The sequence below is a fragment of the Paraburkholderia bengalensis genome (assembly GCF_037126505.1).
GTDB lineage: Bacteria > Pseudomonadota > Gammaproteobacteria > Burkholderiales > Burkholderiaceae > Paraburkholderia > Paraburkholderia bengalensis.
This window is the reverse complement of record NZ_JACFYJ010000001.1, coordinates 16,078-32,158: the sequence shown is the minus strand read 5'-3', so window position 1 is coordinate 32,158 and position 16,081 is coordinate 16,078. Positions and strand designations below refer to the sequence as shown.

Here is a 16,081-nt window from a genome sequence, read left to right as displayed (position 1 = left end):
GCGCTCCGTTCTCAGGCGGCGCGCCGCGCGCGTGCCGTCAGCTCGCGCGTCGCGGGAATCAGTTCGCGGCCGTAGTCGATTGCATCTTCGAGGGGATCGAAGCCGCGCACGAGGAACGTCGTCACGCCGATGTCGTAATACTCGGAGAGCGTTTGCGCGACCTGTGCGGGCGTGCCGACCAGCGCCGTCGAATTCGAGCGTCCGCCGATCTCTTTGGCGACTGCCGTCCACAAGCGGTCGTCGGCGCGCACGCCGTCTCCCGCTGCCGCAAGCAGGCGCTTTGCGCCTTCGCTCTGCTGCGGGCCGCCGCGCGAGAAGCCCTGTTCGACGCGCAGACGCCGCGTCTCTTCAAGAATATGCCCGGCGCGCTCCCATGCCGCCTTTTCGGTCGCGGCGAGGATCGGACGGAACGACACGGAGAAACGCACGGTGCGTCCATGTTTCGCCGCTTCGCCGCGCACGCGTGCGATCAGTTCCGCCACCTGCTGTTTCGATTCGCCCCACAATGCGTAGACGTCGGCATGCTTGCCCGCGACGGCAAGGGCCGCCCCGGACGCACCGCCGAAGTAGATCGGCACATGCGGTGTCTGCTTCGGCTTCACGTCGGAAAAGGCCTTTTCGAAGCGATAAAAACGGCCTTCGTGATCGAACGGTGCGTTCTCTGTCCAGACGCGCCGCAGAATCTGCAGGTACTCGTCGGTGCGGGCGTAGCGTTCGTCGTGTGCCAGAAAGTCGCCGTCGCGGCGTTGATCCTCGTCGCTGCCACCGGAGATGAAGTGCACGGCGAGTCGTCCGCCCGAGAAATGATCCAGCGTCGCCAGTTGGCGCGCGGCCAGTGTCGGCGCAACGAAGCCGGGACGATGCGCGAGCATGAAATGCACGCGCGAGGTCACGCTCGCGGCGTAGGCTATCGTGATCGTCGCATCGGGGCTGGTCGAACTGTGCGGCACGAGGATGCGGTCAAAGCCCGCGTTTTCGTGGGCCTGAGCGAGGGTGCGCACGTAATCGGTATCGATCGCGGGGCCTTCAGGAAGATGCGTTTCCGATACCTTGCGCTGCTGAATCATGCCGATGAATTCGACGCTCACGTTGGCTCCTTGCCGGATGTTCCGCTTCGACGGACGTTGAGATGTGAAAGCAGACGCGCTCGGCGTCTACGGGTCGAAATCAGGCTATCACCGCGTTATGCAGAATTTAAATAGTAAATTCAGATAAAGATATCGGATGCGCATGTTAGACGTGACGTGACATGCGCCGATGTCAACGCGTGCCGGGCAGTTGCGCCGGAAAGACCCGCGGGAAGATGCCGCGCTAGCGACCGCGGCTGAAAACGGCCAGTACAACCGGACACGGTCCCTGAAGTACTAGTAGCCTTTCGTATAAATCGTCAGATGGTTACTCACCGACTTGACACCCGGTACGCCCGTTGCCACTTCTGTGGCCTGCTGAATCTGATTCCCGTCCGGCACACTGCCGGACAACGTCACGACGCCGCCGCGCGCCCTGACGAATACGTTCGACACGCTGAAGTTGGGCGCTTTCGATAACGCCTTGCGTACATCGCGAGCCAGCGTTTTGTCCGAGGGTGTCGCCGTACCGGAAGTGGCAACCGGACCTGACGCCATCGGCATGGAGTTGGCGGCTTGCGCGTATGCGTTCGGCGTCACCGTCACGTATCCCATCAGGAGCGCACTGGCGATGGCAAATGTTTTCACGATTACCTCCATGGCTCGATTGAACGCGCCGGTGAATCGAGGATAGCCAACGTTTTGCTTTTAATAAAGCGTCTTGCGGGGAGGAAAAACCTGCGTGTTGTATGGGACCAAAGTCCAATACTCGCCTTAACAGGCAGTGCCTAGACTAAGGGCGAGAGCACTGGCCTTGGGCACTGTGTGGATGCGCGCGCATGATCGGTGCCGATTTCTCCAATCTGACTATGAGGGCGGAAATGAAAGCGAGTCGCATCGTTATCGCAATGGCTGTCCTGATGGCGGCGTGCCCTGCATTTGCGCAGCCGCAAACATCAGTCGATGTCATGAAAGCACCGGGCAGTGCCACCGTTGTCGGGACGTCCAAGGTGACGGCCACGATCGTCGCGATCGAGCCGGACACCCGCACCGTCACGCTCAAGGACAAAAAAGGCAAGATGATCGAGTTGCAGGTCGGTGAAGAAGCGCGCAATTTCGACCAACTCAAGGTCGGCGATATCGTCACGACCGAATATCAGGAAGCGATGTCGATCAGCTTGTCGAAAACCAACGGTCCGCGCTCGGCGACACAGCGGCTGATTGAAAAGCGCGCGGAGCCGGGTGCCAAACCGGGCGGCACGATCGGCCGGGAGATCACGGTGATGGCCGATGTCATCGCGGTCGACCCGAAGGCGAAGACGGTCACGCTGAAGGGACCTCATGGCAACCTCGTCGACGTGCATGTCGAGGACCCGGAGCAGATGAAAAACGTCCACAAGGGCGATCAGGTCCAGGTCGTCTACACCGAAGCCGTGGCGATCACCGTCACGCCTGGCGCGACGCAATAGCAGGCTGTCCGGAAAGATCGCGTGACGCCTGCTGACGCGGACGGCGAGCAGTGCGCAGACCCGTGTCAAGTCGAGGTAAATCGTGATGATGCTACGGGCAACAAGTCGGTTTCCTGCCGTCAGGAGCAAGCCGGTTCGAGGCAAGCGGGAATCGGGCGCGGGTGTCGCTTTCCGGCGCCTGTTGCTGATGGCCGCTTGCGGATCGCTGCTGTTCATGGAGGGTTGTCCCTACTACGCGGTGCCTGCTGGCACCGTCGTCACCACACCCGCGAGCTTCAATCGGTCTTTCGCCGCCGCAGCGGGTGCGATGCAGGACGAAGGCCTTGCGATTTCCGTGCAAGATCCCGGAACCGGCACGATTGTCGGCGGAATCGACGGTGGCGTCGTGCAGGCGAGCGTGCGGCAGCAAGCCGATGGCAGTGTCGTCGTACAGTTCGATTCGAAAAATGCGCGCGATCCGGCACTGCTCGATCGCATTTCGCGCAGCTATGACAGGCGGATGGGGCGCTGAACGCGGGCACGCGAAACGGGAAGGCGCGGGTCGAAGGTCTTTGCGGGAGGTCAGTGCGTGACAAAGCTACTCATCGACGTGGTCATCTTTCTCGCGGCGGCGCTCATCGCCGTGCCATTGACGGTTCGCCTCGGCTTTGGCTCGGTGCTTGGCTATCTCGTGGCGGGCATCATGATCGGACCTTGGGCACTGGGCTTCGTGACCGATGTGGACGCGATCCTTCATTTCTCCGAGTTGGGCATCGTGCTGATGATGTTCGTGATCGGACTCGAAATGCGCGTCGACACGCTATGGGCAATGCGCCGCACCATTTTCGGCTACGGCACGATGCAGATGACCGTATGCGCCGCCGCGCTGTCGTTGATTTTCATGGTGCTGGGACTGCCCTGGCGGATTGCGTTGGCGGGCGGGCTCGCGCTTTCGTTGTCGTCGACGGCAATGGTGATGTCGGAGCTTCAGCAGCGCAAGCTGATGGACATGCCGACGGGCCACGCCGGGTTCGGCATTCTGCTGTTCCAGGATATGGCGGCGATTCCGCTGATTGCGCTGCTGCCGCTGCTCGGACCGGCCGTGCCCGTCGCCGCAGCGGAGCCGGGCTGGCTCATCGCGCTGAAGGCGCTCGGTATGCTGGTCGTGGTGGCGCTGGTCGGCCGATACCTGTTGCAGATCGTGCTCAGGTTGATCACCAGCATTGGGATCCCGGAAATTTTCACCGCGTTTGCGCTGCTTTGGATCATCGGCATCGCGCTGCTGATGGAAAGCGTCCATCTGTCGATGTCGTTGGGCGCTTTTCTCGCAGGTGTACTGCTCGCCGATTCGGATTACCGCCACCAGGTCGAAGTCGACATGGCACCGTTCAAGGGATTGCTGCTGGGTCTGTTTTTCATCGCAGTGGGCACGTCGATCGACTTCGGCGTGCTGATGCGCGAGCCGTTGCGCGTCGCCGTCCTTGTGGTGGCCGTAGTGGGGATCAAGTCGCTTGCGCAGTGGTTCCTTGCAAGCAGATTTGGCGTGCCGGCATCGGAGCGCGGCTACTTTGCAATCCTGTTGTCGCAAGGTGGCGAGTTCGCTTTTGTGGTGATGGCCGCCTCATTGGCAGCACGCGTCATCGATCAGCGACAGTCGTCGCTCGTTACGCTGGTGGTCGCGCTGTCGATGGTCTCTACACCACTGCTGTTGCTGGTTCACCGCCGACTCGTGCAGCCTTTTGCAAGTCGTGAGCCTGGATAGCTGCATGCAGATCGATCAGCGGGTACGGACTGTGCGATGAACGTACGGACTGACCAGTTCGATAACGAAGTCAAGAAAAGCTCTCGTCTTTGCGGGCATGTGATGCCGCGACGGGTAGTAGGCGTAAAAGGGATACCGCTCGTCTGACCATTCGGGAAACAGATTGACCAATCGACCCTCGTCAATCAGATACTCGGCACCAAGCAGCAGCATCTGTGCAATCCCTGAACCGGCGAGACATGCATTGAGAAGCGCGCCGGGATCGTTGACCGTGAGGCGACCTCGGGTGTCGACGAGGATGCGTTTTCGCCTGCGATGGAATTCCCAGAGAAACGGCTTGCCCGTCTCCGGATTGCGAAATTCCAGACATCTGTGCTTTCCGCTTTCAAGTTCTTCGGGTTTGGTCGGGCGTCCCCAACGGGCGATATACGATGGCGCCGCGACCGTCACAATGCCACTATCGAGCAGTTTTCGCGCGACCAGGGTGGATGTCCTGGGCTCGCCGAATCGTAATGCGAGGTCGAAGCCGTCCATGACGAGGTCGCCCAGACTGTCTCGCGCAATGAACTCGATTTCGAGGTCGGGGTGCGCGTCCATGAACTCATCGAGCCTTTGCCCGAGAATGGTCCGGTAGAAAACCGGGTCCAGATTGACTCTCAACTTTCCGCGCACATCCGACGCGTCGCCTGCCGCGGCAGCGGCGGCTTCCTCCAGCCCTGCGAGGTGGGGCATGACCTGCTCGTAAAAACGGCGGCCTTCTTCTGTCAGCGAGACAGAGCGTGTCGTCCGGTTGAAGAGCCGGATCTTCAGTTTCTTTTCCAGCCTCGCAATCGCCCGACTGACGCCTGGCGGCGACATTCCCAACACTTCGGAAGCGGCGGCAAACGTCCCTGCATCGACTACCGCAGCGAATACGCTAATGCCGCCAGAGAGCTTCTCGCTACTGGATTTCATGGTCGCGCGTAAAAGGGGTGATGGATCGCAAGCGATCGACTTGAGAACAGCACAGCGTCATCGCACCGGACAGCCGTGCCGCATACATTTTTGGATCATGCCTGATTAGTGACTTTGTGTCACTTATCTAATGCCACCCCTGTCATTTCGTTTCGAGCGGCATTTGCGCAGAATGCATCTCACCGAAACATCATTCATTCGCAGAGGAACGACAAATGACTGCTCGACTGAACCGTCGTCAGCTTCTGAAGGACGCGTCGAGCCTGCTAGCCGTCGCGACGCTTGGCGGGTTCGCAAGCCGTAATACACAGGCGGCGCCACGCCGTTCAATCGGAGACGCGGCGCTGATCCATCACCCCGCCTACACGCCAATCGATCAATGCCTGCAAAGGGCAGTCGACGACGGCACGGTAGCGGGTGTTGTCGCCATGGGTGCAACGGAGCGCGGGCTCGTGTACGAGGGAGCGCGCGGTCGGGCGAATGTTCATAGCCAGGAGGCCATCGGTCCTGACACGATCTTCTGGCTCCTGTCGATGACCAAGGCGATTACTGCCACCGCGTGCATGCAACTCGTCGAACAGGGCAGGCTGCGACTGGATCAACCGGTTGGCGAATTCCTCCCGCAGTTGAAGGCTCCCCGGATTCTCGACGGGTTCGACGCTTCGGGGCAGCCGAAGCTGCGCCCCGCGCGCAACGCGATCACCGTGCGTCATCTGCTGACGCACACCTCTGGCTTCACATACAGCATCTGGAGCGAGAGGCTCAGCCAGTACGAGAAGGCGACGGGCATGCCCGACATCGGCTATTCGATGAACGGCGCATTCGCAGCGCCGCTCGAATTCGAGCCCGGTGAACGCTGGGAGTACGGCATCAGCATGGACTGGATCGGCAAGCTGGTCGAAGCGGTGACGGACCAGTCGCTGGAGGTCTACTTCCGCGAGCACATCTTCGAACCGCTGGGCATGCGCAACACGGGCTTCCTGATCGGCAGCGCACAGAAACAGCGCGTCGCCACCCTGCACAGGCGTCAGGGAGATGGGTCACTGGCGCCCGAGCCGTTCGAGATCAACCAGCGGCCTGAGTTCTTCATGGGCGGTGGTGGACTGTTCAGTACGCCGCGCGACTACATGGCGTTCCTGCAGATGCTGTTGAGCAGCGGCACGTATCGCGGCGAGCGCGTGCTGCGTGCCGACACAGTCGCGATGATGTTCCGTAACCACATCGGCGATCTGCAGGTTACCGAAATGGAGACGGCTCAACCGTCGTGGTCGAACAGCTTCGATCAGTTTCCAGGCGCGGCGCACAAGTGGGGATTGTCGTTTGACATCAACACAGAGCCCGGACCGCATGGACGCAGTGCGGGCAGCGCGAGCTGGGCGGGGCTGCTGAACACGTACTTCTGGATCGACCCCGTCAAGCGCGTCGCCGGATCGCTTTTTACGCAGATGCTGCCTTTCTACGATGCCCGCGTGGTGAATCTCTACGGGCAGTTCGAACGGGCGTTTTACGACGGTCTGCAGCGCGCCTGAACGCCTCGCGGCCGCTGCTTCGGCGCGGGCCACTTTATTTACCCATGTAAGGAGAATGAGCAATGTTTGCGATTACAGGAATCACGGGCAAGGTCGGCGGCGCAGTGGCCCGCCGGCTTCTCGCTGCAGGTCAACCGGTGCGTGCCGTTGTGCGCGACGTCAAACGGGCAGGTCCGTGGGCGGAGCGCGGCTGCGAACTCGCGACGGCTCGCATGGAAGACGCTGCGTCGCTCACCGCCGCGTTCGAAGGCGCAAAAGGCGTTTTCATCCTGCCGCCTTCCGAGTTCGATCCGGAGCCTGGATTTCCCGAGGCGCGGGCGGTGATCGACGCCGTGTCGAGCGCGATTGTGAAGGCAAGGCCCGATAGAGTGGTTTGCCTGTCGACGATCGGGGCCCAGGCGGACGAAAGCAATCTGCTCACGCAGCGCACGTTGATGGAGCAGGCGTTGCGCGAGATGCCGATGCCGGTCACATTTCTGCGGCCGGGCTGGTTCATGGAGAACGCGGCATGGGACGTCGCGTCCGCGCGTGACGATGGTGTGATCGCCAGTTACCTGCAGCCGCTCGACAAGCCGGTGCCGATGGTCGCTACGGCAGACGTCGGGCGAGTTGCGGCCGAACTTCTGCAGCAGACGTGGAGCGGCGTGCGCATCGTCGAGCTCGAAGGCCCGCGCCGGGTATCGCCCAACGATCTCGCGTCGAGTTTCGCTCGCGTGCTCGATCGCCAGGTCCGCGCCGAGGTTGTCGACAGGCAGACCTGGGAAGCGCTGTTCCGCTCACAGGGCATGAAACATCCGCTGCCACGGATGCGCATGCTGGATGGATTCAACGAAGGTTGGATCGATTTCGAAAGGCATCCAGACGAAATAGTCCGCGGTGATGTCGAGCTTGATACGGTTCTGGGCGAGCTTGTGTCACGTCCCGCCTGAACGGGACCGGTCGGCCGACGCGGGCAACTGCGCGTCGCCCGGCCATTGCATCACGTTGCCGTACACACAATGGATACACGATGGAATACAGCACACTAGGTAGGACCGGCCTGCGCGTCTCGCGGCTGAGCCTGGGCGCCATGACGTTCGGTGCCGGCTCGGGCATCTGGGGCAACATTGCCGGACTGGACAGCCGTCAGGCCGCCCGGCTGGTCGCGATGGCCGTGGAGCGCGGCGTCAACCTGATCGACACGGCGGACGCTTACTCGCAGGGCGCCTCCGAAGAAATTGTAGGGCAGGTGCTAAGCGCGCTGGGCCTCGACGAAAGCCGGATGCTCGTCGCGACCAAGGTCCGGCTGCGCACCGGCTCCCGCCATAACGACGTGGGCTTGGGCCGCTCGCATATCATGCGCACGGTGGAAACAGGCTTGAAGAGGATCGGCCGCGACCATATCGACCTGTTCCAACTGCATGATCGCGACGCACTTGTGCCGCTCGATGAAACGCTTCGTGTGCTCGATGACCTCGTCACACAGGGCAAGGTACGTCACGTCGGCGTATGCAATTTCAGCGCTGCTGATATCGAGCGAGCGTTCGGCATCACCGCCCGCACCGATCGCATATATCTTGCGAGCAATCAGGTTCACTATTCGCTGACGAGTCGCGACGTCGAGCACGAAATCATGCCTGTCGCCGCGACAAACAAGCTCGGCCTGCTGGTCTGGAGTCCGCTCGCAGGTGGTTACCTGAGCGGCAAGTACGCGCAGACGGGCGATACTGCCGGGCGTCGTACGAAACTCGACTTTCCGCCCGTTGATACGGTGAAGGCCGAGCCGATCCTTGAGGTATTGCGTGAGGTGGCCAACGAACTGGCGGCTACGCCAGCGCAAGTCGCATTGGCGTGGTTACTCGCGCGCGCACAGATTACTTCTGTCATCGTCGGAGCTCGCACGCCTGAGCAGCTCGCGGCAAATCTCGATGCGCAAAACCTTCTGCTGAGCTCGGAACAGCTCGCGCGCCTCGATAAGGTGTCTGCGACGCCAGTGCCGTATCCGCACTGGATGCAACATTTTCATGATCGGGACCGCGTTCTCTAGTGAGCAACAATGGGACGGTACAGATTTTGCCGCGTGGTTCCTGTGTTCGCTGGCGCGAAGTGCCGCGCCGTATCCAATGTGATTCTCATTGGCAAATGTTTGGTTAAACGAAAGCGGAAGGTCATATTGACGAAGCATTGAGTCCGCACAGTACCTCGCTGGAATAACAGAAGCTCGATAACAACACATCGGTGAGGTTAAAAAATGAATCGTCTCATGAGACAGGTGATGGCAAGTCTTGGATTAGCAGCTTTCGCAGTTCCGATAGCGGCTTACGCTGGCGAAGGCAACGCGCAAGATCAGCATCACAGCGCGAACGACAACGAAATCCGTCATGTACTTCTTATCAGTGTGGACGGACTCCATCAGCAAGATATCGCGCGGTGTATTGCTGCAAATACGTGTCCGAATATGGCATTGCTCGCAAGAAGCGGCGTGACGTATTCCAACGCCTATACGCCCGGACTTTCCGATTCGTTCCCTGGCCTGGCCGCGATGGTGACGGGTGGTTCCCCGAAGACGGCGGGGCTGTTCTATGACGTCTCATACGACCGCACGCTTTACGCGCCGAGCGACACGTCATGCTCGGGCAAGCAGGGCTGGAATGTCGTGTTCGACGAAACGACTGGCATCGACGCAGAGAATGGCGGTGCGCTCACCCATCTGGACGGAGGTGGCGCCTTCAATCCGCAAGCCATTCCGCACGCGAAGATCGACGGTGCGTGTGTGCCTGTTTATCCGCACAATTACGTGAAAACCAACACGATCTTCGAAGTAGTCAAGCAACGCGTCCACGGCGCGCGCACGGCGTGGGCGGACAAGCATGCATGGGGCTATGACTGGCTGAATGGTCCGTCAGGCAAGGGCGTGGACGATCTTTCGCGCACCGAGATCAATTCCATTGACGCTGCGACTGGCACCGACTATACCGACGTCTACACGCATACCGAGCAGTTCGATAATCTGCATGTCCAGTCGATCATCAACGAGATCGACGGCAAGGACTCCACCGGCAAGCAAAGTGCCGATGTGCCGACGCTGTTCGGTACGAACTTCCAGACGTTGAGCGTCGCACAGAAAGCACCTGTCGCATCCGGTGGCGGCTACCTCGACGCGAGCTTCACGCCGGGCAGGCAAGTATCGGACGCGATCGGCTACGTTGACAACGCGCTCGGAAAAATGGTCGATGCGTTGAAGTCGCGCAATCTCGCGGGGTCAACGATGGTCGTCGTGACGGCCAAGCACGGTCAGTCGCCGACCGATCACACCAAACTGGTCAAGAACGGTGACACACTGACCGCGCTGCTCGAAGCGAATAACTATCTAGACCCGAACGGACGGTTCGGTCAGGCCAGCACAGCGTCAGGCAATCTCAACGACGGGACAGGCCTTGTCGGAACAGGTCTTGTACAGACCGACGATGTCGGCCTGATCTGGCTTCGGGATCAGAGTCAGGTGCAGGATGCGGTCGCCACGCTCAAGGCAAACCTGAGTTGCAATGCGCCTGGTATCTGCGCAGACGGTCCGCAGGCGTACATCCTGTCCGGGCAGAAGCTGGCGGCAACGTTTGGAGATCCGGCGCTTGGACGTACGCCGGATATCATCGTGCAACCCAACCTGGGCGTGATCTACACGTCGAGCAAGAAGAAGGACGAAGAGCACGGAGGCAATGCGCCCGATGACAGCCACCTTGGCCTTATTGTCTCGTACCCTGACGGGCACCATCACGAGCGTCATGTGAATCGCCGCGTCAGCACTACGCAGGTTGCGCCGACTATCTTGCGCGCGCTCGGTCTCGATCCGCAATTGCTGCTATCGGTGCGTGCGGAAGGGACGAGGCCTTTGCCCGATCTGAACGAGAAGGACTGACCGGCCAACTCCGCGTCCGCCTGCATAGGCGCGGAAGAATCGCAAACTGCGCTTCGCGTGCACGTCGAAGACGCGGGCGACGCTTTCAGAGCGGGCGTGGCTTCGCCGGTTGTTCAACAGAAAAATCCCGGCATCGACCTGCCGACGTTGAAATTCAATGGTTGTGGCGTCGGAGGTCGTTGCATGGGCACAGAATGACGCCCGCCGTTCACAGCAAACTGGTGAGCCGAAAGATAGTTGCGCACGAGGGAAGAGCGCATCGTGACCCACGTGTTCGGCAACGCTGATGTTGGCAGAAATGTCTCTTCTGCAACTTTGACGGCGCACTGCGGGAGCTTTGAGATCCACATGATCTGAGCCTATGCCCGCGGTCAGCGCCAGTTCAATTTCTTTGCTTTCGCGATTCGGTCGGTTGTCGGATTCGCCGATCAGAACCGCTGTGAAATCACGACCTCGGCGTCGATCCAGTGTCGGATGACTCCCGTCATGTGATGCTCCACGCGACCAACGGCGAAGACGCGAGCGGCCAACCCATACGCGATGGCATCCGCCTGGCATTTGCTCGAGCCCGCGCCAGGTTCGAGACACGGCAACACCGCACAGCAGTTATCGATCACAAAGCCACGCACCGCGCTCAGCTGTTCCTGGCGGCTCTGTAGATCAGGCTGCGCCCGTACTCACCAGGCCGGCGCGCATCCATTCCTTCAGACGAAATGATTCGGCGATAAACGCACGGCGTCAAGCCGGACGGCCCACCACGCCCCGCATCTGGAACGCGCGCGGGCCGAGGCGGTGCGCGAGCGCGGCATGGGCGCGGCAAGGGCTCAGATCGCGAAATATCGCGCGCGAACACCCTTGACCGGAAACATCCGCTAATCGTCTTCTTGACGGATTGTATGACAGGAATATAATCCGTCTCACGAACCGGCTCGCTGAACGCCGGGCGCACTAGCGACACAAAATCAACACCACGGAGACATCAGCATGCAGATGGAAGCCGGTATCGGAGCGCGTCTCGACAGACTTCCGCTGTCGGGCTTCCATTGGCGTCTGCTGGGGCTGATCGCGGCCGGCATGTATTTCGATTCGTTCGATATCTATATCGCCGGCACCGTGCTCGCCGCGATGATCCACAGCGGCGAATCCACGCTCGGCCTGAACGCGACGTTCGTGTCCGTGACGTTCATCGGCATGATGACGGGCGCGTGGCTCTCGGGCCTGCTCGGCGACCGCTTCGGGCGCCGCTTCTGCTATCAGTTCAACCTCGGCATCTATGGCTTTGCGTCGATCGCCGCCGCACTGGCGCCGTCGATTTACTGGCTGATCTTCTTCCGTCTGGTGATGGGTGTCGGCATGGGCGCGGAGATCGTGGTCGGCTACGGCACGCTGAGCGAATTCATTCCCGCCGACTGGCGCGGCCGCTTCGGCACGATCCTGAATCTGATCATCAACACGTCGCTGTTTCTGTCGACCTTCCTCGGCTGGCTGATCGTTCCGCAATATGGCTGGCGCTGGATGTTCGCGATTGCAGGGTGCGGCGCGCTGTTCGTGTGGTTCCTGCGCAAATCGATGCCGGAGTCGCCGCGCTGGCTCGCCTCGCGCGGACGCAACGACGAGGCGACGGCGATCGTCGAGCGCATCGAGACGGCCTGCGGCGGCGCGGCGCCCCGGACGCAGCCGTCAGCGCCTGAAACGTCCACGCGCGAGTTCTATGCGAACGACACAGGCCGGCTCGGCGATCTGTTCTCGCGCCGTCTGCTGACGCGCACGATCACGGCCATCACCGTGCTCGTCGCGCTGTTCACCGTGAACTATGCTTTTGTCAGCTGGATTCCGACTTTCCTCGTCAAGCAGGGCCACAGCGTGTCGAACTCGCTCGGTCTGACAGCCGTGATGTTCGCGGGCGGTCCGATCGGCTCGCTGATTGCGTTCCTGCTCGCCGAGCGCGTCGGCCGGAAGTGGGGCATCGTATTGTTTTCGCTGATATGCGCGGCATTCGGCGTGGCGTACCCGTTCGCGCAGTCGGCGGTCGCGATCACGGCGCTCGGCTTCGCGATCACGAGCTGCATCTATGTGCTGTCGTCGTTCAGCGTCGCGACGTATGTGCCCGAACTGTTCCCGACGGAACTGCGTCTGCGCGGCTCGGGTCTCGCGAACACGGTGGGCCGCGCGGTCAGCATCGGCGTGCCGTACGCGGTGGCGGCTTCGTTCACGCGCTTCGGCATTGCGGGCGTGCTGACGCTGATCGTCGGCACGTTGTTGATCCAGGCGCTGATCGTCGGCGTGCTGGGTGCGGAAACGAAGCAGCGCTCGCTCGAATCGATTGCCGCCGATGCCGACGCCGATACCGCGGGCGCGCAAGCCATCGAACGCGGCGCGACAGCGGCGGTGAAATAAAGCGCCGCGCACGCGGACATGAAGCCGTCGCGATCATCGGACACCATCAAACAGGACACTCGAGACATGTCATCGCCCGTTGAGAACTACCGGATCTACGCAGTCAAGTACGCACATTTCGAACGCCGTTCGCGCGACAACTTCATCGGCGGCGATTCGCACGATGTGCCGATGCCGCTCGATTACTTCGTATGGGCCGTCGTGGGCGAGTCGCGCACCTTCATCGTCGATACGGGCTTCGATCAGGCCATGGCCGACAAGCGCGGGCGCACGATCACGAACACGGTGGAGCGCGGGCTGCAGCAGATTGGCATTCGCGCGAACGATGTCGAAGACGTCATCATCACGCACATGCACTACGACCACGCAGGCAATCATTCGCTGTTTCCGCGCGCGCGTTATCACCTTCAGGACCGCGAGATGGCGTACTGCACGGGGCGTTGCATGTGTCATCACGCGTTGAGTCATCCGTTCGAGCCGGAAGACGTGAAGTCGATGGTCGGCCGTCTGTTCGAAGGGCGCGTGCAGTTTCATGACGGTGCATCGGACATCACGCCGGGGCTGAGCGTGCATTGGGTCGGCGGACACACGAACGGCCTGCAGGTCGTGCGCGTGCATACCGCGCGCGGCTGGGTCGTGCTCGCGTCGGACGCATCGCATTTCTACGCGAACATGCAGGAGCACCGGCCGTTTCCCGTCGTCTACAACGTCGGCGACATGCTCGAAGGTTATGAGGCCGCGCATCGGCTCGCGAGTTCTCCCGAGCACGTCATTCCCGGCCATGATCCCGCCGTGCTGACGCGCTATCCGTCCCATGACCGCGAGACGGAAGGCTGGATCGTGCGGCTCGACGCCCAGGCGCGCTGAGGGAGCCATCGATGATGCTGAAAGGCAAGGGCGCGCTGGTTACCGGGTCGTCGAACGGTCTCGGGCTGGCGATGGCGCGAGCGCTCGCGGGCGCGGGCTGCAGCGTGGTGCTGCACGGGCTCGAAGCGCCCGAGGCGATGGCGCGCACGGTCGACGAACTCGCGAGCGCCTTCGATGCAAGCGTCGCGTATGTGCAGGCCGATCTCGCCACGCCGGCTGGCGTCGATACGCTGATCGACGCCGCACGCGAACGCGTGAAGACGCTCGACGTGCTGATCAACAATGCCGTGGTGCGGCACTTCGCGGGCATCGAATCGTTTGCGCTGGACCATTGGAACAACGCGCTCGCGGTGAACCTGACGGCCGCCTTTCGCGCGATCCAGTTGACGCTGCCAGGCATGCGCGAGCGCGGCTGGGGACGCATCTTCAACATGACGTCGGTGTACGGCGCGCGCGCTGTCGCCAATCGTGTCGACTACGTGACGACGAAAACGGCGCTGCTCGGCCTGACGCGCTCGGTTGCTATCGAGACGCTCAATCAGGGCATCACGTGCAATGCGATTTGTCCGGGCTCGGTGCTGACGCCGAACATCGACGGACGCATCCATGCGCTGATGGATGAGCGCGGCCTGGATCGCGGCGACGCCGTGCGCGAATTCCTGAAAGGCAAGCAGCCGACGGGCGAACTGGTCGATGCCGCGCATGTCGGCGACATGGTCGTGTTTCTGTGCGGGCCGTCGGCGAGTCAGATCACGGGCGCGATGATGCCGATAGAAGGAGGCTGGCTTGCAGGCTGATCCCGTCGACGCGAACGCGCTGCGCAGCGGCGTATTGACCCGTGCGCTGGCCCGCTTCGTTGCCGACACGCAGTGGCGCGACGTGCCCGCTGCCGTGCGCAACGAAGCGAAGCGCTCGCTCGTCAATTACTTCGCCGTTGCGCTGGCGGGCTCCCACGATCCGACGCTCGACAAGGCCGTCGGCGTGTATGGGCGCTTTCGCGCCGATCAAACGGCCACGCTCGTCGGGCGCAGCGAGCGCACGGACATGCTGAACGCCGCCGCGCTGAATGCGATGAGCGCGAACGTCTACGACTTCGACGACACGCATATCCCGACCATCATCCATCCCACCGCGCCTGTTGCCGCCGCGTTGTTCGCACTCGCTGAATCGCATCCGATGCGCGGCGACGCGTTGCTGCTCGCATTCGTGCTCGGCGTCGAAGTGGCGTGCCGCATCGGCAATGCGGTGTCGCCGGAACACTATCAGCGCGGCTGGCACATCACCTCGACGTGCGGCGTCTTCGGCGCCGCGGCCGCCGTGGCGAAGGCGCGAGCGCTCGACGAACAGCGCGTCGCATGGGCGCTCGGCAATGCGTCGGTGCAAACGGGCGGACTCGTCGAAACGCTCGGCACGATGTCGAAGAGCATCAGCGTCGGCAATGCCGCGCGCAACGGCGCGCTGTCGGCGCTGCTCGCCGAAGACGGCTTTTCCGGGCCGAACGCACCGCTCGAAGGCGAGCGTGGCTTTTTGCGCGTGGCGGCGGCGCAGCCGGACTGGACGGCGATCACGCGCGATCTCGGTCATGAATGGGAACTGCTCAAGAACACGTATAAGCCGTACCCGTGCGGCGTCGTGTTGAACCCGGTGATCGACGCTTGCCTCGATTTGCGCCGCGACGCGCGCTGGTCGCTCGACGACATCGAACAGATCGAATTGACGGGACATCCGTTGCTGCGCGAACGCACGGACCGGCCGGGCGTGCGCACCGGGCGCGAATCGCAGGTCAGCGCGCAGCATGCCGTGGCCGTCGTTCTCGCGCGCGGCAAGGCGGGCCTCGACGAATTCAGCGACGCCGCCGTCGCCGATCCATCGTTGCGCGCACTGGCCGGCAAGCTGCGTTTCATCGACGACGCGTCGTGGCCCGTCGAATCCGCGCAGGTGTCGATCGTGTTGCGCTCGGGCCAACGCGTTTCACAGCGCGTGCATGCGGCGCGCGGCAGCCTCGCCGCGCCGCTCGCGAACGTCGAACTGGCGGACAAGCTGCGCCAGCTCGCTGCTGATGGGTGCTCGGGCGTCGATGCGCAACCGCTGATCGACCGCTTGTGGAAGTTCGAGTCGGAAGACGACGCCGCGGCTGTGATGCGTCTCGCGCGTATCTGAAC

The 16,081-nt window shown here is 62.0% G+C and carries 14 protein-coding genes; 11 read left to right on the top strand and 3 right to left on the bottom strand.

Annotated features, from left to right (window positions below):
* Positions 1-11 precede the first annotated feature (11 nt).
* Both H3V53_RS00155 and H3V53_RS00150 read right to left on the bottom strand, forming a co-directional pair.
* Positions 12-1,088 carry an LLM class flavin-dependent oxidoreductase gene (locus tag H3V53_RS00155; RefSeq protein WP_336596157.1) on the bottom strand — a complete coding sequence of 359 codons (1,077 nt, stop codon included), beginning with the start codon at positions 1,086-1,088 and terminating at the stop codon, positions 12-14.
* 276 nt (positions 1,089-1,364) lie between these two features.
* A complete protein-coding gene (locus tag H3V53_RS00150; RefSeq protein ID WP_419539391.1) occupies positions 1,365-1,682 on the bottom strand; it encodes a BON domain-containing protein in 318 nt (105 codons plus the stop codon).
* Between the two features lie 266 nt (positions 1,683-1,948).
* Here H3V53_RS00150 and H3V53_RS00145 point away from each other — a divergent pair, with 266 nt between their 5' ends.
* From H3V53_RS00145 to H3V53_RS00135, 3 genes are all read left to right on the top strand, one after another.
* Positions 1,949-2,536: a hypothetical protein gene (locus H3V53_RS00145; protein WP_336596155.1), complete on the top strand. Its 588-nt coding sequence runs from the start codon at positions 1,949-1,951 to the stop codon at positions 2,534-2,536.
* Between the two features lie 85 nt (positions 2,537-2,621).
* On the top strand, positions 2,622-3,047 hold the full coding sequence (locus tag H3V53_RS00140) for a hypothetical protein (RefSeq protein WP_336596396.1): 426 nt from the start codon (positions 2,622-2,624) through the stop codon (positions 3,045-3,047).
* 57 nt (positions 3,048-3,104) lie between these two features.
* Positions 3,105-4,277: a monovalent cation:proton antiporter-2 (CPA2) family protein gene (locus H3V53_RS00135; protein ID WP_336596154.1), complete on the top strand. Its 1,173-nt coding sequence runs from the start codon at positions 3,105-3,107 to the stop codon at positions 4,275-4,277.
* A 15-nt stretch (positions 4,278-4,292) separates the two neighbouring features.
* On the opposite strand, the gene H3V53_RS00130 is transcribed toward H3V53_RS00135, so the two are convergent.
* Entirely contained in the window at positions 4,293-5,231 is a 939-nt protein-coding gene (locus H3V53_RS00130) for a LysR family transcriptional regulator (RefSeq protein ID WP_336596153.1), read from the bottom strand.
* A 215-nt stretch (positions 5,232-5,446) separates the two neighbouring features.
* On the opposite strand from H3V53_RS00130, the gene H3V53_RS00125 reads away from it, so the two are divergent.
* The 8 genes from H3V53_RS00125 (at position 5,447) to H3V53_RS00090 (ending at position 16,079) form a co-directional block, all read left to right on the top strand.
* A complete protein-coding gene (locus H3V53_RS00125) occupies positions 5,447-6,760 on the top strand; it encodes a serine hydrolase domain-containing protein (RefSeq protein WP_336596152.1) in 1,314 nt (437 codons plus the stop codon).
* 62 nt (positions 6,761-6,822) lie between these two features.
* Entirely contained in the window at positions 6,823-7,689 is an 867-nt protein-coding gene (locus tag H3V53_RS00120) for an NmrA family NAD(P)-binding protein (RefSeq protein ID WP_336596151.1), read from the top strand.
* 80 nt (positions 7,690-7,769) lie between these two features.
* Positions 7,770-8,786 (top strand): aldo/keto reductase, encoded by a 1,017-nt coding sequence (locus H3V53_RS00115; protein WP_336596150.1) that lies wholly within the window; start codon positions 7,770-7,772, stop codon positions 8,784-8,786.
* A 204-nt stretch (positions 8,787-8,990) separates the two neighbouring features.
* Positions 8,991-10,655 carry an alkaline phosphatase family protein gene (locus tag H3V53_RS00110; protein ID WP_419539375.1) on the top strand — a complete coding sequence of 555 codons (1,665 nt, stop codon included), beginning with the start codon at positions 8,991-8,993 and terminating at the stop codon, positions 10,653-10,655.
* Positions 10,656-11,639: 984 nt separating this feature from the next.
* Positions 11,640-13,052, top strand: coding sequence for an MFS transporter (locus H3V53_RS00105; protein WP_336596148.1), 1,413 nt, complete (start codon positions 11,640-11,642; stop codon positions 13,050-13,052).
* 66 nt (positions 13,053-13,118) lie between these two features.
* Positions 13,119-13,919 (top strand): MBL fold metallo-hydrolase, encoded by an 801-nt coding sequence (locus tag H3V53_RS00100; RefSeq protein WP_054922348.1) that lies wholly within the window; start codon positions 13,119-13,121, stop codon positions 13,917-13,919.
* Positions 13,920-13,930: 11 nt separating this feature from the next.
* On the top strand, positions 13,931-14,716 hold the full coding sequence (locus H3V53_RS00095) for an SDR family oxidoreductase (protein ID WP_336596147.1): 786 nt from the start codon (positions 13,931-13,933) through the stop codon (positions 14,714-14,716).
* Positions 14,706-16,079, top strand: a complete 1,374-nt coding sequence (locus H3V53_RS00090; protein WP_336596146.1) for an MmgE/PrpD family protein — start codon at positions 14,706-14,708, stop codon at positions 16,077-16,079. The genes H3V53_RS00095 and H3V53_RS00090 overlap by 11 nt, the downstream gene beginning before the upstream one ends.
* Positions 16,080-16,081: the final 2 nt, after the last annotated feature.

Coding starts and splice junctions, on each gene's coding strand:
- H3V53_RS00125 (WP_336596152.1), top strand. CDS start 5,447: ATGACTGCTCGACTGAACCGTCGTCAGCTTCTGAAGGACGCGTCGAGC.
- H3V53_RS00115 (WP_336596150.1), top strand. CDS start 7,770: ATGGAATACAGCACACTAGGTAGGACCGGCCTGCGCGTCTCGCGGCTG.
- H3V53_RS00110 (WP_419539375.1), top strand. CDS start 8,991: ATGAATCGTCTCATGAGACAGGTGATGGCAAGTCTTGGATTAGCAGCT.
- H3V53_RS00150 (WP_419539391.1), bottom strand. CDS start 1,682: ATGGGATACGTGACGGTGACGCCGAACGCATACGCGCAAGCCGCCAAC.
- H3V53_RS00095 (WP_336596147.1), top strand. CDS start 13,931: ATGATGCTGAAAGGCAAGGGCGCGCTGGTTACCGGGTCGTCGAACGGT.
- H3V53_RS00120 (WP_336596151.1), top strand. CDS start 6,823: ATGTTTGCGATTACAGGAATCACGGGCAAGGTCGGCGGCGCAGTGGCC.
- H3V53_RS00145 (WP_336596155.1), top strand. CDS start 1,949: ATGAAAGCGAGTCGCATCGTTATCGCAATGGCTGTCCTGATGGCGGCG.
- H3V53_RS00140 (WP_336596396.1), top strand. CDS start 2,622: ATGATGCTACGGGCAACAAGTCGGTTTCCTGCCGTCAGGAGCAAGCCG.
- H3V53_RS00105 (WP_336596148.1), top strand. CDS start 11,640: ATGCAGATGGAAGCCGGTATCGGAGCGCGTCTCGACAGACTTCCGCTG.
- H3V53_RS00100 (WP_054922348.1), top strand. CDS start 13,119: ATGTCATCGCCCGTTGAGAACTACCGGATCTACGCAGTCAAGTACGCA.
- H3V53_RS00130 (WP_336596153.1), bottom strand. CDS start 5,231: ATGAAATCCAGTAGCGAGAAGCTCTCTGGCGGCATTAGCGTATTCGCT.